Source organism: Chryseobacterium sp. sg2396, from assembly GCF_042610505.1.
Lineage (GTDB): Bacteria > Bacteroidota > Bacteroidia > Flavobacteriales > Weeksellaceae > Chryseobacterium.
Map to the genome: position 1 here is coordinate 1 of NZ_JBHGAQ010000028.1, position 17,753 is coordinate 17,753.

Below are 17,753 nucleotides of genomic sequence, written 5' to 3' on the forward strand. Positions count from 1 at the left end.
TTCTCTGTGAGCTTTGTGTTCGAATTCTGACAAAAGTTTTAAAAACCTCAAAGAGGTTCGCGAATTCCTTTAATAATATAAATAAACGCCGTCATCTGTGAAAATCTGTGGAAATCCATGGGAGATTTCATCACAGTAGAGGACAAATATCTCCATACTATTCTCTAATACTATGTTGAGATTCCTACGGAAATCACAGATTCGACGCAGTCAATGACAAAAAGCGTGTTAAAATTATTCACCATTATTGTAAGAAACGGCCAGCCGATGGCTGAGCGGAGCCCAAACCACGTCATGATCTGTGAAAATTAATATGAGATTTTAAGTTCTTAATAAGAAATTTAAAAATCTTTGATTTTTAATCTAATGTGCTCCAAAATAGGCGGACTTCGACTACGCTCAGCCACCAAGAAATCTCATGTGCCTTATGGGTCAAAGCTTCTTTTGAGCCTTTTGCAGTTTCATTTAAACAAGCTTCCTGTTAAACAACAACCCGACGGCAGAAAATAGAATCACCGCAGCGGCCCCGATCACGTTCAGCCAGAGGAATGAAACGATATCGAACTGGTAAATGGCAATCACCGCAATTTCCGATAAGATGGCCGAAACAAAGACATTCGCCCCATTGATCTTTTTAAAGTAAAAGGCGACCAGGAAAATCCCCAGGATCGGGCCGTAGAACAGGGAGCCCAATACATTCACCGCTTCGATGAGGGAGCCCATCTGCGTGGCAAACATCGCGATGCCGATGGAGAAAATTCCCCAGGCCAGCGTGTGCAGCCGGCTGTACTTCAGTTCGGCCTGCTCATCAGGCGTTTCTTTGCTGAAGATCAGGTGGACGTCTTTTAACGAGCAGGCCGCCAGGGAATTCAGCGCAGCCGAAATGGAGCCCCAACTGGCGAGGAAAATGACGGCAAACAGAAGACCGGTCATCCCGATCGGCAGCGTATTCTTTACGAAATACAGGAAAATATAATTGGTATCGGTTTTCTCCGCATTGGCGTTGGATTGGTTGATGGCTTCTTCTACCTTTCCGTGAAGCGCTTTGACCTCAGCCTGGGTGTCTTTAAAATCCTGAACCGCACGGGTAAGCTGTGGAGAGTGGGTTTCCTTCAGCTTTAAAATTTCTTTCGATTCTGCATTGAATTTTGCCTGTAAAAAACGGTGTTCCTTTTCAAATGCCGCCGCCTGTTGAGGCTGGGTGTCTTTCATGGTCTGGTAAGAACGTTCGTTGAAATACACCGGTGCCGGTTTCAGCGAAAAGAAGGCGAAAAGCAGGGCCCCGATCAGGAGAATGGCAAACTGCATCGGGATCTTCACCAAACCGTTCAGCAGCAGGCCCATTTTCGCATTGGTATTGTCCTTCGCGGTAATATACCTTCCGACCTGGCTCTGGTCCGTCCCAAAGTAAGAAAGAGCCAGGAAAAAACCGCCGATCAGTCCGCTCCAGAGGTTGTACTTGTCTTTCCAGTCGAATTCGGTGGTGATCACATTCAGCTTTCCGGATTTCCCGGCGAGATAAAGCGCATCCTTAAATCCGATGCCGCCCGGCATATCCTGGATCAGCAGATACCCTGCAAAAGCCATGGTTCCCAGGATAATCAGGAACTGCAGCTTCTGAGTATGGGCAATGGCTTTGGCTCCGCCAATGTAGGTATAAATCAGCAGGATTCCGCCCGTTAAAACATTGGTGAGGTAAATATTCCAGTTGAGAACGCTCGCCAGGATAATACTCGGCGCATAAATGCTGATTCCTGTGGACAAACCCCTTGAAAAAAGGAACAGCAGTGAGGTGAGCACCCTTGTTTTTTTATCGAAACGGTTTTCCAGGTATTCATAAGCCGTATAAACATTCAGCCGCTGGAAAATCGGGATGAAGGTGATGCAAATCACGATCATCGCCAACGGAAGGCCGAAGTAATACTGGACGAAACGCATCCCGTCGGTATACGCCTGGCCCGGCGCCGAAAGAAAGGTAATGGCACTGGCCTGCGTCGCCATAATCCCCAAAAGCACGATGTACCAGGGCATTTTGCTGTCTGCTTTCAGGTAGGAAGCGTTGCTTTTCTGGCCGCGGCCGATCCATACGCCGTAAACCACTACGGCCACTAAGGTAAAAATGAGAACGGCCCAATCGATACTGCTCATGCCCAGAATTTAGTAAATAAGTAGTACAATATAATCTGTACGATCAGCGCAACGGCCAATAACACATACCAGATGTTCCAGTTTCCACGTTGCCTGCCCATCAGTTTTTTTGTGCGGATAAAAAGTTCATCAACAAACGCGCGGCCCCGGCATTTCCCGCAGGAAGCTGCCTGAAAAAGGCCAAAGGCGTATAAATAAAATTCCCCTTTCCGTATTTCGCATACAGCGTAGATCCCTGCAGCGGCTCTTCACCGGTATCGTGCATTTCAAAAAGCGGTTCATAAGCCGCATCCCATTGGTCCGGGAAGTAGGCCCCGCGCTCCTGCACCCAGCCTTTGAAATCATCGGCCGTAATCCTGTTCGGGAAGTTCAGCAACTTGTGATTGGGATTTAAAAAGGTAACGACCGCATTTTCTTCGGTCACCCGTTTATTGGCAATGTTGAATTTGTACATGCCCAACTGGCTCACCGTAGCGTCCTGGTTGGTGTTGTACTGCATCACCAGATTCCCTCCGGCTTTTACATAAGCCCATAAAAAAGGCATCCACCGGCCCAGCTTTTTCTCCGTATTGTTGGCCCGGATTCCCAGGACGATGGCATCATACTGCGATAATTTGTTTTGGCTTCCATTTCCGCCGTCCGGATTGCCATAGAAATCTTCGTCTTTCAGGACATCCACCTGAATCCCGGCGATACGCAGGAACTCGGGAATAAAATCGCCCGCTCCCTGAATGTAGCCTACTTTTTTAACCGTCGTCCGGATATCGCCTTTCATCACCGCCACCGTTGCCGGCGCAAAATATTGCAGGGAAGGCAGATGCGGATATTGGATCAATACCTGTTTTTTGTTATAATTGATTCCGTCGGTAACATAATCAGCATCCAGCTGCAAACGGTTGGATGGTATTGAAGCAAGCTTAGCTTTCGGGATCATGCAGTCGACGGTAATCTCTTTTCCGCTGAGCGAACTGACCTGCGCACCGCCTAAACGTTCTCCGTTGTACATCAGGTTCAGCTTACCGTTGCCGAATGCTTTGTTGGAATTGACTTTAATATTTAAGCTTACCTTTAAATCTTCATTTTCTTTCACCAGGTAAAGCGGTTGGGTAAACTTCAACTCCAGGGCCGGAACAATGCGCAAAGCTTCCACCACATCACCGCGCACCGGGTCTAATTTCTTGAACGATAAAGGAAGCTTCACCTGAAACTTTTCTCCACCGATTTTTAAATCAAGCAGAACATTCAACGGTGATTCTGTTTCGGGCAAACCGATCAATGTATCATTCGGAACGGAGAAAGTGGCCGCATTTACTGCCGGTTTGGCCAGCCAGTACGGTTCCGTAAGCGCCGCATCGGCAGGAATCTTTATTTCGTGCCCGATGGTGATTAAAGAATCTTTGGATAATTTTCTGTTGAGGTTTTCCGACTGGTTCAGCCATTTCACGTTTTCCAAAACAACGGGATTTTCAGCTCTTGAAATCAGGTTTAATTTAAAATTGTATGGGTCTCCGGCAACGGCTTCAGGCTGGTTGGTTACCGCCTCGCCCATAAACCCGGCACAGCTCAGAATGATTTGGTCCAGCGATTTGATTTTATCTTTCTTCAGTTCAGGATCCTTTGATGCCATTACCTTTTTCCGCAAAGCCAGCAAAGCCGGCAAGCTACGGTCCGGATTGTTAAAATTAAAAGCGGAAATAATTTTATCTAAAGCCTGGTCGATATCGGAATTTCCTTTGGAGGTCCAGGTTTTCACGATGCCATCCAGGAGGCTTGCTTTGGCAGGTTCCCCAGCCACATGCGTAAAATATTCGGTTTTAATCCCGGCCACCGACTGGGTTCCTGCCCCCTGGCTTTTGTGGAGGCTTCTGCTTAATCCGGCCAGTTCGCCGTAGCCCATTCCGAGCTGCGCATCATATTGTCCGACGGTGATTTTCAGTTGATTTTCAGCCGTCGTATTCACCGAACCAAACAGGAACGTATTCCACAACAGGCGTTTCGGTTGCCAAACATTGGCATATTTTAGCTGATCCGGGAAAGCGTTTTTATCTCCGGCCAATTTAAAGGCTTTTTCCGCCACAACCGCCGAAGCCGCATGTTGCCCGTGGCCTGCCGCGGCCGTAGGAGGAAAACGGCAGATGATCACATCCGGCCGGAATTTACGGATCACCCAGACCACATCTGCGGTAATGCTGTTTTCATCCCATTGCTTAAAAGTATCGGTGGTGTTTTTAGAAAACCCGAAATCGATTGCCCGGGTAAAAAACTGTTGGGCACCGTCTAATTTTCTGGCCTCTAAAAGCTCATGCGTTCTGATTAAACCTAAGGCAGCTCCCTGCTCGGTGCCCAATAAATTCTGCCCGCCGTCGCCTCTGGTTAAAGACAGGTAGCCCGTTTCCAGGTTCTGATCGTTGACCAGCCACGAGAGCAATCCTGTATTTTCATCATCCGGATGCGCCGCCAGGTACAGGACCTTCGGCAGGTGCTTCAGGGTTTTGAGTTCGCGGTAAATTTCTGATGATTTGGAAGGCCGAACCTGCTGGCCCGGACAAAAAGCCGTTAAAAAACTAAGGATAAGTACAGTGATTCCTCTTTTGAACATTTTAATTTGCTTTGCGGGGCAAATATAGGTAAATCGTTCTTTTTCCGGCAGGAAAAGAGAAAATTCATAACGTTATTATCAACCTTGTCCGGCGGATCGTGGTTTTTCCAGTATAAGGTATCAATACCATCGGGCTTTAGCCCGATGTCACTGTAGCAATATCAGATCCGGCTTCAGCCAAAACTTATTTTAACGCAAAGTTTGATTTTCCTGATGCATACATTCTAAGGAGGCAAAGAAGGATCAGCAGGCTGATCTGACGAAGCGTGCGGCAGCTTCGCGAAGCAGATTTATCTGCCTTTGCCAACTTACGATTATGCGCAGTCATTATACCTTTGCGTTTAAAGCTTTATGATTATATCGTGCTGGTATCAATAGCATCGGGCTTCAGCCCGATATCATTGTAGCAATGTAAATCCGGCTTCAGCCGAAACTTATGGCAACGCAAAGCCTGATTTTTCTAGGGAATACAGAAGGAGGCAAAGAAGGATCAGCAGGCTGATCTGACGAAGCGTGCGGCAGCTTCGCGACGCAGATTTATCTGCCTTTGCCAACTTACGATTATGCGCAGCCATTATACCTTTGCGTTTAAAGCTTTATGCTTCATATCGTGCAGGTATCAATAGCATCGGGCTTCAGCCCGATATCATTGTAGCAATGTAAATCCGGCTTCAGCCAAAACTTATTTTAACGCAAAGCCTGATTTTTCTAGTGAATAAAGAAGGAGGCAAAGAAGGATCAGCAGGCTGATCTGACGAAGCGTGCGGCTGTTTTGCGAAGCGGATTCATCTGCCTTTGTCCGCTTACCATTATGCGCAGTCATTATGCCTCTGCATTTAAAGCATTCACGATTCATAATCCTGATTATCAGCTGGAAGCCGGAAACCTATATTTTACAGACAAAAACCAACNTGTTTTGCGAAGCGGATTCATCTGCCTTTGTCCGCTTACCATTATGCGCAGTCATTATGCCTCTGCATTTAAAGCATTCACGATTCATAATCCTGATTATCAGCTGGAAGCCGGAAACCTATATTTTACAGACAAAAACCAACTATACTTTTTTAACCCTATCCCGCGTAAGAAAGATATAATTAAACATACAAAATGCCGCAATCGCCCCGAACGTATGCCATAAAAAGTGGGTCCCAAAACGGATCCATTCCCACTTATCGGCGATACGGAAGGTCAGAGCCAGCACAAAGGATAACAAAGCGAAGCCTACCCATCTTCCGGCTTTCCAACGGGTATAGATCAAATAGCTCAATACCGAGAAAAGGACAAAGGAAGCCATGATCGCGTAGTTGACGTTGATAAAAAGAGAAGGATGATCAATCAGGATCCAGTTTCTCAAAGCATACATCAGGATCATATACATAACAAGCGTCAGAGCGGCATAATACCACCGGGTGCTCCGGGCGACAAAATAAAATCCGGCGGATAAGCACAGCAGCATGATCGGCAGCCAGTCCATCATAATGAATACCGGCCACTGCCTGAAAGAATGATAAACCGTTCCGCCAATGGCCCCGATGTATAATAAAGCCAGGCAGTAGGTCAAAAAGGGATTTTCCTTAAAATGACCTTTCAGCTTTATCGTCCAGAAAATGGCCAGGGCTAAAAACAGTACAGCCGTGATGGCATTCAACGGCTCGGGAAACAGCTGGGCCATATCGGTTTCTTTATACAACATCCCTCCGTCCGGAGGTAACTGGGTAATCGGCATAATTCTTCATTTATGATGACAGGCAGCTTACGGAATGCACCGGCAGACCCGGCCCTTCTTAAACATTTGCAATTATATTGCAGGTTGCGGATTCATTTCTTTAAAGATAGGGAATTGATTTAAATTTTCAGTCCCTGTTTTTTTTTAAAGCTTACAATTTTAATTGCCCCTTTTCCATCACTGAATCATCATCTGACCGGCAGATTAATGACTTTTTCACCACGCCGGCAGGTTCAAATAATGAATGTTTGAAACGCTGCATCCGGCCTGATCTTTACTTTTTAAGGAAGTTACAGTTCCCGCATCGACCATAAAACCCAGATTAGCTTGTCATTTTTTATGAAATAAAAATCCAATTTGCAGATAGCAAATTGGATTTTCAATGGATTAAGGGAAATTTTTATTCTACAATAAGTTTTAATGTAAACAGTTTCCGGGTATGTACCTTAACGAAATACACCCCTTTAGGTAAATTTTCATTCAGCAGGGAGAATTTCTGGTTATTGATGTTTTTGGTCTCGTACAGCAGCTGTCCCGTAGCGGATAGAAGCTGGATTTTTTCAATGGGGTAATCGCTTCTGATAAAAGTCGGCTGCCCTGGCTTCGCAGGATTCGGATACAGGATGACATTCTTCTCGGTGCTGCTCTGGGATTCTCCCGTGCCGAGGGTACTGCTTACCACCTGGAAGGATACCCGGTTCGAAACTTCCGTGTAGGAATCATTGGTAAACATCACCATGTAATAATTTCCGGCAGCGGTTGGAACGCCGTTCACATTTCCACTGATTGTTTTTGAGCCCTGCGTGAGCCCGTCAAAATAAGTGTATGAGGTAAACTGGTCGTTCGGGGTCTGCACACTCTGCGGATAAATGCCCAGCCAGTCTTTGACGATCCCGGGAGAATCCGTCCAGGATGCCGTAATGTTTTCTCCAAGTGTATACACCGGCTTGTTGATCCAGAGGTCCGTTACGATATCGCCTACTTTAAAGAAAACCTTCTCCCCGATCTGGGTATAGCCGTCTTCCAAAAGGTACGTTGCATAATAGTACCCTTTCGGTAAGCCCGTAAAATTTTTTGTTCCTGCGGCAGTGGTTACGTAGCTCCACATCGCTGACGGGTTTGCCGATCCGGGAACCTGGCCCATTTTGTAAATCCCGATCCAGTCTTTGACAAGATTGGGTCCGTTGGAATAATTGATCGTCACCGTTCCTCCGACGGGATAAGAATCTGCGGTGACCTGCAGAACGACTTTCGGTCCGACATAGAAACTTTTCCTGCCGGTAATTTCGATATAGCCGTTGTTGGCAAAGAAGCCTGCGAAATATTGCCCTTTTGCAGCCAATCCGGTATTGAAATTTGCAGTCCCTGACGTTTGGCCGTTCGTGTATTTATAAGCCTGTGACGTTACGGAAGCGGGAGTCTGGCCTTTTTTATAAATTCCGATCCAGTCCTGCTGGTTTCCCGGCCCGTCCGTATAGGTCGCGAGGATTGGTTCGTTTTGAAGATATTCGGTTTTGTTTAGAACCAGTGCAGGATTCGATACCACACTTCCCGTGATCTCAAACTGTTTCACATCGCTCCAGTCGCTCCACTCCAGGTTCCGGTCCCTGTACCGTAATTTTACATAATAAGTACCATTGGTGACCGAGTTGGCCGCAAGCGTTGCTTTGGTAATATCCACGCCGGCGTTGAGGTTTTTCGTAACGTCCGGATTTCCCGTGCCTTCCTTCCCGAACCAGTTTTCGAAATCCCTGTAGAATTCTTTATCGATTACCGAAAAGTCCGGGGTTTTGCTGATGAGGAACTGGCTGGTGTTCAGAAGCTCCGGAGTAGCGGTGGCAAATGTGCTTCCGTTTAATGTCAGGGGCAGAGTGACAGGCGTTGTAAAAACATTCGTAACGGATGGCTTTGCCGGTTTTGCCAGATTTTTATACCGGTGGAAACTGTCCACCAGCACACTGTTTTTCTGTTGGTAAATACTTCCTATCGAGTAGCTTTCGACATCTGCCTTGCCATTAGTGACATCTATTTCGATGATCTGGTAGGTCCAGTCCGTCAGTGTTTTCTGTACGTCGTCAAAATCCTGCTCATTGGACATTCCCCAATACTGGTCCCAGGCCGTTCCTCCGGAAATGATCTGGTAATTCGGCGAATTTTTAAGCTGGCCCCGATGGTACAGATGGTGATGGGCGCCGATGTGCATCAGGTATTTGTCGGACGCGGTAAGCATCGGTACGGCCGTATTTCTCACCCATGTTGAAATGTCGCCTACGTACTGCTCCGCCTGGTAAGGGCGGTGACTCAGGGAAATGATCCACTGAACGGTGTTGTCCGTAGAAGCAGCATCCAGAATCTGCTGCAGCCACATCTGCTGTGCAGCACCGGTATGTTCCGAGCTTAAACTCACGAACAGGACGTTCCCCGCCTGTTGTGCATAGTAATTTTCATTTCCGGAAGTGATATTTTTGTAGCTCAGCTCGTCGATGTAGAAATGCGCATAGTAAGAACTCATTCCTAAAGTTCCGTAGGTTTCATGGTTTCCCACAGTGGTCTGGATGGGAAGATAAGGCGAAAGTTTCCTGTTTTTCTTGAAATGGACATTTTCATAATGATCCAGTGTGCCGACGTCCACCTGATCGCCCACCATGAAAGTGAGCGCAACATGATCGGATGGGTCAGCCGTTGTTCCGAACCGCTGTTTGATTTTCCGGTAGGCATGATAATTAAGGGAATCATAACGGGGTTCGTTTTTCAGCTGGTTGTCGCCCATGATCAGGAACCTTATTTTTCCGTCTGCAGTAGCCGCCTGCCCCGGAAGCGGAAGGGTCCGGAAATTGTACACCGGAGATTCGAAGGTCCCCGTTTTGATTTTGTAATAATACTTGGTGTTAGGCTGAAGGCTGTTCACCTTCGCAGTATGGTAATAATAGTTATTGGTATACCCGGTATCGGAAAAGATATTGGTGGTTCCCGTCACCGTTACATTCAGGTTGGCTGGTGACGTACCGTAATAAACGGTTGTTTCGTTATTGGAAGACGTCTTCCAGTTTACAATCATCGAATTCGGGGTAGGATTCTGTAAATACGGCACCGGTTCCTGCCCGTAAGAGAGGACGGCAACCAGGCAAAAGAACAGCAGTAAATAATTTTTCATAAATTAATTTTAGGATTCAATTTGAATGGCCAAATCTAAATCCTTGATATTACGCCGCCGTTACCGGTCTGTTAAATAATGCTTAATAATTTTTACCGGCATCCAGCGGTAATCTGATTCCTTCCGCTGACGTTCAATATTCCCTGAAAGCAGCCTGCGTAAAAACATTGCGCACACCATCTTTTACTTTGTCCCATAAATTAAAAAACAATGACACCGAAAATACTGGAAAAGCTAAAGGAAATAGAAGAGAAACGCGACATAGAAATCCTTCTGGCCGTAGAATCCGGGAGCCGGGCCTGGGGGGTTGCCTCACCCGACAGCGATTACGACATCCGCTTTATCTACCGTCACGAAAAAGACTGGTACCTTTCTCCCTGGGACAAAGACGAAACCATCGAATTCATAACGGAAGATGATCTGGACGGGTCCGGATGGGATTTGCGGAAGACTTTTCATCTACTGTTGAAGTCGAATGCCGCTTTGCTCAGCTGGTTCTACTCCCCGATCGTTTATGTAAAGAATGAAAGATTTTATGACCTGTTCAAGCCTCTGGCCGATGAATGCTTTTCGCCGGTAGCGGTTTTCTACCATTACCTGAGCATGAGCAAAAAATACCTCGAAGCTTGCCGCGGCGATGAAGTGAAGCTGAAATCTTATTTTTATCTCCTCCGCACGGCACTCACCGGAAAATGGATCTTGGAAAAAGGAACTGTTCCGCCGGTACTGTTCTGTGAACTGCTGGTATTGGTCGATGATTCTACCCGTGAGAAAATAGAAAATTTGGTCGCTTTAAAAGCCACCAAAGGGGAATCTTATCATCACCCGAACGACCATGAGCTTTTCGGGTTCCTGGAAACCATGATTAAAGATACCGATGAAAAAGCAAAAGGCCTGAAAGGGGGGAATGCGGATAAAAATAAAATGGAAAAAGTATTCCGGGAAATAGTAGCTTTATAAATGAAACCCAAAAAATATGAAACCGCTGTCTGAACCCGCATTGCAGTTTATTGAAAAAGTTGGCAAAAACAAAGATTTCGCGATAGATCTTGATTTACTGGAAGACCATTTAAAAATATATCATCTTGAAGATTCCTCCGAAATCCTGAGATTTCAGAAAACTTTTGCCGGCCTGTATTTTCAGGATACCGTTATTCATATTTTTACGCCTGAGCAGATCAGGGAAAGGAAGACTGTAAATACCTACGAATGGAAGGGCCAGACCTTATTTCCGGTCAATAACGGTTTATACATCGCTGAAAACGGGGAAATTGCCGTTAGGGACTGCGGTTGCCATTCGCATGATTTTTATTATTATTTCGAAAGATTCGATACCTTTATCGGGCAGCAGGCTTTTTTTGAAAAACACCGGTATTATAAAAATCTCCCCGCTTACAGCCATGAGATTACCGATATAAAGGAATTCTCAGCATGCCTGTCGGGATATGATTTTTTACCGCATTGCTCCGATAAATACAACCTGATGTGGAAGAATGAAATCAATCTCGTCCATGCGACCTGTTTTCAGGATATCTGGAGTGCAGACATTGACAGCATTTCCAAACGGAACCGCTATGACCTTATTAACCAATTAACCACAAAAGACGTAATACAATGAAAAAACTCGTCGCCCTTTCTCCGATGTATACGGACGACAGCAACATCCTGAAAAAAGCCTCCATCGGTTCTTCTTATGAACTGAACCGCTTCAACGGTCAATGGAATGTCCCGGAAGAATTCCGGACAGCGGTTGTGGCCGTGTACGGTGAAGACATCTATGCGGAGATCGTGGCGGAACAATGTAACCTCACTTTAACAAAACCTGATAATCACTGGCTTTCAATAATCTTGGAAGAATTTACCAAACGGAAAATTTCTTACGGGCAGCTGAAAGATGTTGTGCATCAAGAGCCTTTGTTCATCAAATGTTCGGACTTCAAAAGCTTTAAAGCCGGGGTTTTCGATAAAGTCACCGACATCAAAGGCTTTGACTCTCTGGATCCGGAAATGACCGTCTTTACTTCGGAAGTGGTGGAATGGGAACTGGAAGTGCGGTGCTTTGTCCTAAATGGGAAAATAAAAACATTCTCTTCCTACTGGCGGAATGATGTTTATGATACCAATCCGCTTGCAGGAACCGAGCAGCAGGAACTGTTCGCATTTTTCAACCGGTTTATGGAGCGGTATGCGGAAACGCTGCCGAAAGCCATTGTGCTTGATTTCGGGATCATCACGGGAAAAGGCTGGGCCTTAATCGAGGCGAATCCGGCCTGGTGCTCGGGGCTGTATGCCTGTGATGCGGAGATCGCTCTGGAAGTGATTGTGGAGAGTTGTATTAAAAATAATTAACAGGCTGGAAGAGGGAAGCCGGATGTGGGAAGTTTTTCTTGTCATTATTAGGATCGAAGGTATTATTTAAATGTTTGTTACTGACCAATAAAAACTTTATTTAAGTCCTGATTCACTGATCTGAATCCCAGCCTTTAATTCAATAAACAAATGAAAATAAGTGACTTAACTTCTAATTCATTTTAAATTATGGAAATGATCATCTTCACCGGGATCCCGGCCAGCGGGAAAAGTTCCTTCTATAAGGAGCTTTTTTTCAATTCGCACCTCCGGATCAGCATGGACCTGCTGAACACCCGGAACAAAGAACACAAACTGATGCAGTACGCATTTGAAACCCAGTCGAAAATGGTGATCGACAATACGAATGTCACCAGGGAAAGCCGGAAGAAGTACATTGAGTCCGCAAAACAGAACCGGTATCAAATCATAGGATACTTTTTTGAAAGCCCTGTTCAGGACTGCCTGGAACGGAATAAGAACAGGAAAGATTCCATCAATGAAATCGGGATCAAAGCCAAGTACAAAGACCTGGAAAAGCCAGCATTTGAGGAAGGCTTTGATAAACTGTTCAACGTAAAGATCGTCAATAACATTTTTGAAATCAGCCCTTATGAAATTTGAAGAAATAGAAGCGGTCATGCGCAAAAACGAAAGCCTTTCGGAACAGTATATCCTCCCCGGAAATTATATTGTCGTACGGCTGGACGGAAAAGGCTTCACGAAGCTGACCAAAGAAAAGCTTACGTTGGATAAACCGTTTGATGAAAAATTTGGCCGGGTGATGATTGATACCACCAGGCACCTTTTTAATACCGGTTTTAAGGTGATTTACGGTTACACCCAAAGCGATGAGATTTCTTTGTTGATCGGTAAAGACGACCAGACCTTCAGCAGGAAAACCAGCAAACTGAACTCCGTGCTGGCCGGTGAAGCCAGTGCCTTTTTCAGCCTGCAGTTTCAGGAAGTCTGTGTCTTCGACTGCCGTACCATCGCCATCCCTAACCTTGATATGCTGCTAGATTATTTCTACTGGCGGCAGGAAGATGCCCACCGCAATTCCCTTTCCGCCTATTGCTACTGGACCTTACGGAATAACGGCTTTACCGCAAAACAGGCCACCGGAAAGATCGAAAAAATGCCCCAGGCCGAAAAAAACGAACTGCTGTTTCAGTACGGCATCAATTACAATACCCTTCCGGCATGGCAGAAACGCGGCGTCGGCATTTATAATAAAGAAATTATAAAGCCGGGCTTCAATCCGATGACGAGTGAAACGGTGGATTGTGTGAGGAAGGAGCTTTTTGTGGAGAAGGAATTGGGGATGCGTGGGGAATATAGACTATTTTTGAAGGAAATTTTAGAATCCATTTAAACCGGAACCATGGAAAAAGGACATATTATTACGATTAATTCTGCGGAAACTGAAACGGATTTCAATTGGGCTATAAAACGCTATTGTCCGAATTCTGAAAGCAGTAGTTCTACCATCATCGGAGTTCATTTTCCATGGGAAAGAATTTTTAGAAACAGTTCTAACATTGAAAAAATTTCAGGTAAAATAAAAGATTTATTCAATGAATTCACAAAAAGCAATTTTTTCAGAAGTATTGATTTTACTCCGCAGCACAGGGATGTATTTCTTTTAAATTTTAAAAAATTTTCATCATATTACTGGATCGAATTTATATTCACGAAAGATCAGTGGAATGTGAAAACGAAAGAATATTCCTGGGAAAAGGAAACCTTCATTATCTCTCATGGAAAAAATTTTGATGAAGATTTTATTGTATCCCAAATAGGATATAAGATATTATTTTATTCATATAAAAATCGGGAAAAGGATGAAAATGGTTATGAAAAAAGAAAGTATGGTTTACCCACCTATAACCTGGCAGATAGCAGCTATCAATTTCACTTTGATAAATTTGATGGTTTACGAAAAGATTTAAGGGTCCGAAGTTGTAGTTTATTGATTGATTATGATTTTGATTATTTTCTCCATGTTCGTTCCAATGAGTTTTCTGAAATGACCGGCAGAACTTTAGATTTTGTAATGCAGGGACAGGTTCCTGAGAAAATTATACTCCAACTATTGAAAGTAATTCATGAAAATAAAACATTCGGTTATTATGGAGGAGGCGCAATCTTAGATATGCCACAAACCCATTTCATTTTTAAAATCGAAAATAAAATTTATAAAGCAGGCATTCTGTCATGGACTGGAAAACAAGACTCCGAACTTAAGAATTTAGAAGTACTTGAAGACATCATACTGGAATGGATAGATAAAACAGTAGAATTCCACAAACAAAATTAAAAACCAGATGAATTATAAAATTATATTTAATGAAGAAAAACTCAAACAGTTTATCGAATGGCTTCCGGATTTACTGCCTAATGAACAATATTATGTGACACTTTTGGCCAGAAAAAAATATAATCCTGTGACAGGCCTACATGCAGATAAAGCACAATTGAAACGCTTTACCTCAACGAAAGAAAGATTGTTTCAGAAAATCAGGCAGCTTGAACTTCCTTTAGGAGTGTATGAATCCGGAAACACCGTTGTTTCGCAGGATAATCTTGCCGTTTATATTACGCCCAATCCAAGAGACCTGCATAAAGCTTCTTTATTTCTGATGAAAGAAATATCTGAAAAGCTGATCCGGGGTGACCAAGCTATTCACCCGCATACACTGGCTTTAAATATGATTCAGACGACCACCTCTAGAAAAATATTTTTTGATCTGGATATTGATTTCAGGATTGAAAACCATCAGCAGGCAATCGAAAAATTCAGATCGGATATTTCAGATTGCATCAATAGTGATTGTCTCACCTTTATCAAAACCAATGGCGGACTGCATTGTTTAATTAATTTGCAAAGAATTGAGAAAGAATACCAGAAAAGTTGGCATCAAAGAATATCTCAACTTACATGTACTTTGTATGAAGTGACGATGAACGGCGATAATGTTTTGCCAATTATTGGATGTATCCAAGGAATTGATTTTTCACCTTATTTATTAGATTGAATTATGTGCACACCAAACACAGAACTCAAGTTCTGCACCTGTATTGAAGGAGATATTGCAGAGATCAAGAATATTTACATCTGGACTCTTTACCGGTATTACGGTTCCCGGGAATCCTTAAGACGCGGAAAGGTGATGATGCCTGTAGATGATTTTCAAAACGGAATCTCGGTAGAAAACATAAGTTTAAAATTAAATGAAGGAAACATTTTTGATTTTGATTATGCACCCGAGGAGAGAGACAGTCTTCACATCAGTTTTAATGCTGAAAATAGTCAAGAATATAAATACTTTTCATTGATCTTCAAAAATGGAATCTGGCAGGAAGGCAATAATCCTTTTTTTACCAGTATTCAGAAGGAGATTGCCACAGGTGAAATAAAAGTAATTTATAAAGAAGAAAATCATTTTCTGAAACATTGTGAATATCTGGAATCTGAATATGGAATTGTAATCCCTGAATCCATTAAAGTCAAATATGCTCATATAAAAAGTGATTCAGAAGATCCAATTTATTTGGCAATAAGAAATTTAAAAAGATATAAACTTTTCTATACACCGGAATTTATAAAAAGTGTTGCCAAAACCTATTTCAAAATTTACCCGGATGAAAATTCAGAAAGATTACAGGAGATGATTAATTCTGCGCAAAATAAATTCTCCTTATTGGAAAGTAAATTTATTTCTGGTACAGAAAACTTTAATTTTCTCAACAGATGTTTGAAAGATTTAAATTATGAAATTAATAAATGTTTCAGTGTAGCCATTCCAATTGACGATGAAAACTATCTCATTATCAATGGTATTTTATCCGGAACAATGATCACTAAAGTTATAAGAGAAAAAAAATATATTAAAAACAAGACTCAAAAACTAAGATTTGAAAATTTTGAGATTATAAAAAATTTAAATGAATATTGAAGATCTTAAATCCCAAAACCTCATCCTCCTCGAAGCCATCTCCGGCAGCCGGGCTTTCGGGCTGGCAACGGAGAATTCCGATACGGATATCCGGGGCGTATATTATCTGCCGAAAGAAGATTTTTTCGGACTGAATTACGTGCCGCAGGTTTCCAATGAAACGAATGACATTACTTATTACGAGATTGGGAGGCTGGTGGAATTATTACAGAAGAACAACCCGAATATCCTGGAAGTCCTGGCGAGTCCGGCAGACTGTATTCTTCAGAAACACCCGCTGATGGACCTGCTGAAACCCGAAGATTTCCTGTCGAAGCTCTGTAAAGATACGTTTGCAGGATATGCTATTTCGCAGATCAAAAAAGCCAAAGGACTTAATAAGAAAATACTGAATCCGATGGAGAAGGAAAGAAAGTCGGTTTTGGATTTCTGCTATGTTTTGCAGGACCAGGGCTCGGTTCCGCTTCAACAATGGCTGCGGGAATTTCCCTACAATGGACAGTACGGTCTTACACAGGAAAAATGCGGACTGGTAAGCATCGAACATACGAAAGGGATGTTTGCGCTGTTTTATGATGAATCGGGAAGCTTAGGGTATAAAGGGATCATCCGGCACGAAGAAGCCAATCAGGTTTCCGTTTCATCGGTCCCGAAAGGAGAAAGACCGTTGGCGTACCTGTTCTGCAATCTGGATGCCTACTCCACCTACTGTAAAGATTACCGGGAATACTGGAAATGGGTTTCGGAGCGGAACGAAGACCGCTACAATGTGAACCAAAATCACGGACAGAATTATGACAGCAAGAACATGATGCACACCATCCGCCTGCTGCAGTCCTGCGAACAGATCTTTAAAACCGGTTCCCTGAACATCCGGGTGGACAACCGGGATGAACTGCTGGACATTAAAGCCGGGAATTGGCCGTATGAAGCCGTTATGAAAAAAGCAGAAGGCCTTATCCGCTCTATTGAATACCATCATTCGGTTTCTGCCCTTCCCGAATTTCCGGACACGGCAAAAACCACAAAACTATTGGTGGAGATTAGAGAGGAACTGTATAAAAACAAATAAAGCTTCTTCCGAAGCTTTATTTTATCTTGAGGGGTATCTTATTTTACCAGTCTGATCTCCATAGCAGAAAATCCTTTCGGGGATTTTTCCTTTTCAAAAGAAACTTTGTTTCCTTTTTTCACCTGGTCGATGCAGTTGTTGTTGTGGAAGAAGATGTTCTCTTTCGTTTTATCTTCCGTAATGAAACCGTATCCCTTTTCACTGAGGAAAGTAACGATTCCTTTTTTAACAGTTTCTTCAGCTTCAATCGGAGCAGCGCCCAGCTGAATGTCGTTGATATCGATTTCTTCTTTTTCATCACGATCCGGCGGTGTAGAGGTCAGTTGCCCGTTCGCATCCACATACATAATCATGTCGTCGAAGCTTTTGCCTTTGTCGTTATTTTCTTTACGCTCTTCACGGCGTAAAGCTTTTTCTTTTTGTTTTTGCTGTTTTTTTTTGAAATTTTCTTTTTTAGAGAAAGAATCTGCCATATATTGTACTGAATTTTATATTACGATTTAATTTTAACGCTCATGACAAAGATATATTGTCTGCCTGTTATTTTTCAAAATCAGGTTTTGATCGCGTCCTATTAAAGGTTTTCTGAGTGCTTTTATTAATGTGATTGCCTTTCTGAAAGGCAGATGTGAAGCGGAAGTGAATAAGTATTCTTAACGGTCACAGAAGTAAAGACAGAGATTTCTTTTAATAAGTAAACAAAGATAGGAAAAAAAAACGTACCATGCAAGCAACCTTGATTTCAA

The 17,753-nt window shown here is 43.4% G+C and carries 14 protein-coding genes; 9 read left to right on the plus strand and 5 right to left on the minus strand.

The annotated features are described in order from the left end of the window. Positions 1 to 465: 465 nt before the first annotated feature. The 4 genes from ACED20_RS19825 to ACED20_RS19840 form a co-directional block, all read right to left on the minus strand. Positions 466 to 2,148: a sodium:solute symporter gene (locus tag ACED20_RS19825; RefSeq protein ID WP_378106466.1), complete on the minus strand. Its 1,683-nt coding sequence runs from the start codon at positions 2,146 to 2,148 to the stop codon at positions 466 to 468. A 100-nt stretch (positions 2,149 to 2,248) separates the two neighbouring features. Next, positions 2,249 to 4,747 (minus strand): PIG-L family deacetylase, encoded by a 2,499-nt coding sequence (locus ACED20_RS19830; RefSeq protein ID WP_378106468.1) that lies wholly within the window; start codon positions 4,745 to 4,747, stop codon positions 2,249 to 2,251. A gap of 1,054 nt (positions 4,748 to 5,801) precedes the next feature. Continuing rightward, entirely contained in the window at positions 5,802 to 6,473 is a 672-nt protein-coding gene (locus ACED20_RS19835; protein ID WP_378106470.1) for a hypothetical protein, read from the minus strand. Positions 6,474 to 6,873: 400 nt separating this feature from the next. Then, positions 6,874 to 9,627 carry a fibronectin type III domain-containing protein gene (locus ACED20_RS19840; protein WP_294331415.1) on the minus strand — a complete coding sequence of 918 codons (2,754 nt, stop codon included), beginning with the start codon at positions 9,625 to 9,627 and terminating at the stop codon, positions 6,874 to 6,876. A gap of 210 nt (positions 9,628 to 9,837) precedes the next feature. Here ACED20_RS19840 and ACED20_RS19845 point away from each other — a divergent pair, with 210 nt between their 5' ends. The 9 genes from ACED20_RS19845 (at position 9,838) to ACED20_RS19885 (ending at position 17,007) form a co-directional block, all read left to right on the plus strand. Continuing rightward, the gene (locus ACED20_RS19845; RefSeq protein ID WP_294294207.1) at positions 9,838 to 10,587 is read left to right on the plus strand and encodes a nucleotidyltransferase domain-containing protein; all 750 of its coding nucleotides are present in this window, start codon (positions 9,838 to 9,840) and stop codon (positions 10,585 to 10,587) included. A 16-nt stretch (positions 10,588 to 10,603) separates the two neighbouring features. Continuing rightward, complete coding sequence (locus ACED20_RS19850; RefSeq protein ID WP_294294209.1) at positions 10,604 to 11,245, plus strand: hypothetical protein; 642 nt, start codon at positions 10,604 to 10,606, stop codon at positions 11,243 to 11,245. Continuing rightward, positions 11,242 to 11,976 carry an ATP-grasp domain-containing protein gene (locus ACED20_RS19855; protein ID WP_378106474.1) on the plus strand — a complete coding sequence of 245 codons (735 nt, stop codon included), beginning with the start codon at positions 11,242 to 11,244 and terminating at the stop codon, positions 11,974 to 11,976. The genes ACED20_RS19850 and ACED20_RS19855 overlap by 4 nt, the downstream gene beginning before the upstream one ends. A 189-nt stretch (positions 11,977 to 12,165) precedes the next feature. Then, entirely contained in the window at positions 12,166 to 12,600 is a 435-nt protein-coding gene (locus ACED20_RS19860) for an AAA family ATPase (RefSeq protein ID WP_378106476.1), read from the plus strand. Beyond that, positions 12,590 to 13,351: a tRNA(His) guanylyltransferase Thg1 family protein gene (locus tag ACED20_RS19865; protein WP_378106478.1), complete on the plus strand. Its 762-nt coding sequence runs from the start codon at positions 12,590 to 12,592 to the stop codon at positions 13,349 to 13,351. The genes ACED20_RS19860 and ACED20_RS19865 overlap by 11 nt, the downstream gene beginning before the upstream one ends. A gap of 9 nt (positions 13,352 to 13,360) precedes the next feature. After that, the gene (locus tag ACED20_RS19870; RefSeq protein WP_294331425.1) at positions 13,361 to 14,296 is read left to right on the plus strand and encodes a hypothetical protein; all 936 of its coding nucleotides are present in this window, start codon (positions 13,361 to 13,363) and stop codon (positions 14,294 to 14,296) included. 7 nt (positions 14,297 to 14,303) lie between these two features. Beyond that, positions 14,304 to 15,014, plus strand: a complete 711-nt coding sequence (locus tag ACED20_RS19875; protein WP_378106480.1) for a hypothetical protein — start codon at positions 14,304 to 14,306, stop codon at positions 15,012 to 15,014. Between the two features lie 135 nt (positions 15,015 to 15,149). Then, positions 15,150 to 15,935: a hypothetical protein gene (locus ACED20_RS19880; RefSeq protein ID WP_378106482.1), complete on the plus strand. Its 786-nt coding sequence runs from the start codon at positions 15,150 to 15,152 to the stop codon at positions 15,933 to 15,935. Next, positions 15,925 to 17,007, plus strand: coding sequence for a DNA polymerase beta superfamily protein (locus ACED20_RS19885; protein ID WP_378106484.1), 1,083 nt, complete (start codon positions 15,925 to 15,927; stop codon positions 17,005 to 17,007). The genes ACED20_RS19880 and ACED20_RS19885 overlap by 11 nt, the downstream gene beginning before the upstream one ends. A 38-nt stretch (positions 17,008 to 17,045) precedes the next feature. Here ACED20_RS19885 and ACED20_RS19890 read toward each other — a convergent pair whose 3' ends face one another. Continuing rightward, the gene (locus ACED20_RS19890) at positions 17,046 to 17,480 is read right to left on the minus strand and encodes a cold shock domain-containing protein (RefSeq protein ID WP_294201849.1); all 435 of its coding nucleotides are present in this window, start codon (positions 17,478 to 17,480) and stop codon (positions 17,046 to 17,048) included. Between the last annotated feature and the right edge of the window lie 273 nt (positions 17,481 to 17,753).

Bases quoted from the DNA above. Each gene is read 5' to 3' on its own strand.
- ACED20_RS19825 (WP_378106466.1), bottom strand. From the start codon at position 2,148: ATGAGCAGTATCGATTGGGCCGTTCTCATTTTTACCTTAGTGGCCGTA.
- ACED20_RS19830 (WP_378106468.1), bottom strand. From the start codon at position 4,747: ATGTTCAAAAGAGGAATCACTGTACTTATCCTTAGTTTTTTAACGGCT.
- ACED20_RS19835 (WP_378106470.1), bottom strand. From the start codon at position 6,473: ATGCCGATTACCCAGTTACCTCCGGACGGAGGGATGTTGTATAAAGAA.
- ACED20_RS19840 (WP_294331415.1), bottom strand. From the start codon at position 9,627: ATGAAAAATTATTTACTGCTGTTCTTTTGCCTGGTTGCCGTCCTCTCT.
- ACED20_RS19845 (WP_294294207.1), top strand. From the start codon at position 9,838: ATGACACCGAAAATACTGGAAAAGCTAAAGGAAATAGAAGAGAAACGC.
- ACED20_RS19850 (WP_294294209.1), top strand. From the start codon at position 10,604: ATGAAACCGCTGTCTGAACCCGCATTGCAGTTTATTGAAAAAGTTGGC.
- ACED20_RS19855 (WP_378106474.1), top strand. From the start codon at position 11,242: ATGAAAAAACTCGTCGCCCTTTCTCCGATGTATACGGACGACAGCAAC.
- ACED20_RS19860 (WP_378106476.1), top strand. From the start codon at position 12,166: ATGGAAATGATCATCTTCACCGGGATCCCGGCCAGCGGGAAAAGTTCC.
- ACED20_RS19865 (WP_378106478.1), top strand. From the start codon at position 12,590: ATGAAATTTGAAGAAATAGAAGCGGTCATGCGCAAAAACGAAAGCCTT.
- ACED20_RS19870 (WP_294331425.1), top strand. From the start codon at position 13,361: ATGGAAAAAGGACATATTATTACGATTAATTCTGCGGAAACTGAAACG.
- ACED20_RS19875 (WP_378106480.1), top strand. From the start codon at position 14,304: ATGAATTATAAAATTATATTTAATGAAGAAAAACTCAAACAGTTTATC.
- ACED20_RS19880 (WP_378106482.1), top strand. From the start codon at position 15,150: ATGATGCCTGTAGATGATTTTCAAAACGGAATCTCGGTAGAAAACATA.
- ACED20_RS19885 (WP_378106484.1), top strand. From the start codon at position 15,925: ATGAATATTGAAGATCTTAAATCCCAAAACCTCATCCTCCTCGAAGCC.
- ACED20_RS19890 (WP_294201849.1), bottom strand. From the start codon at position 17,480: ATGGCAGATTCTTTCTCTAAAAAAGAAAATTTCAAAAAAAAACAGCAA.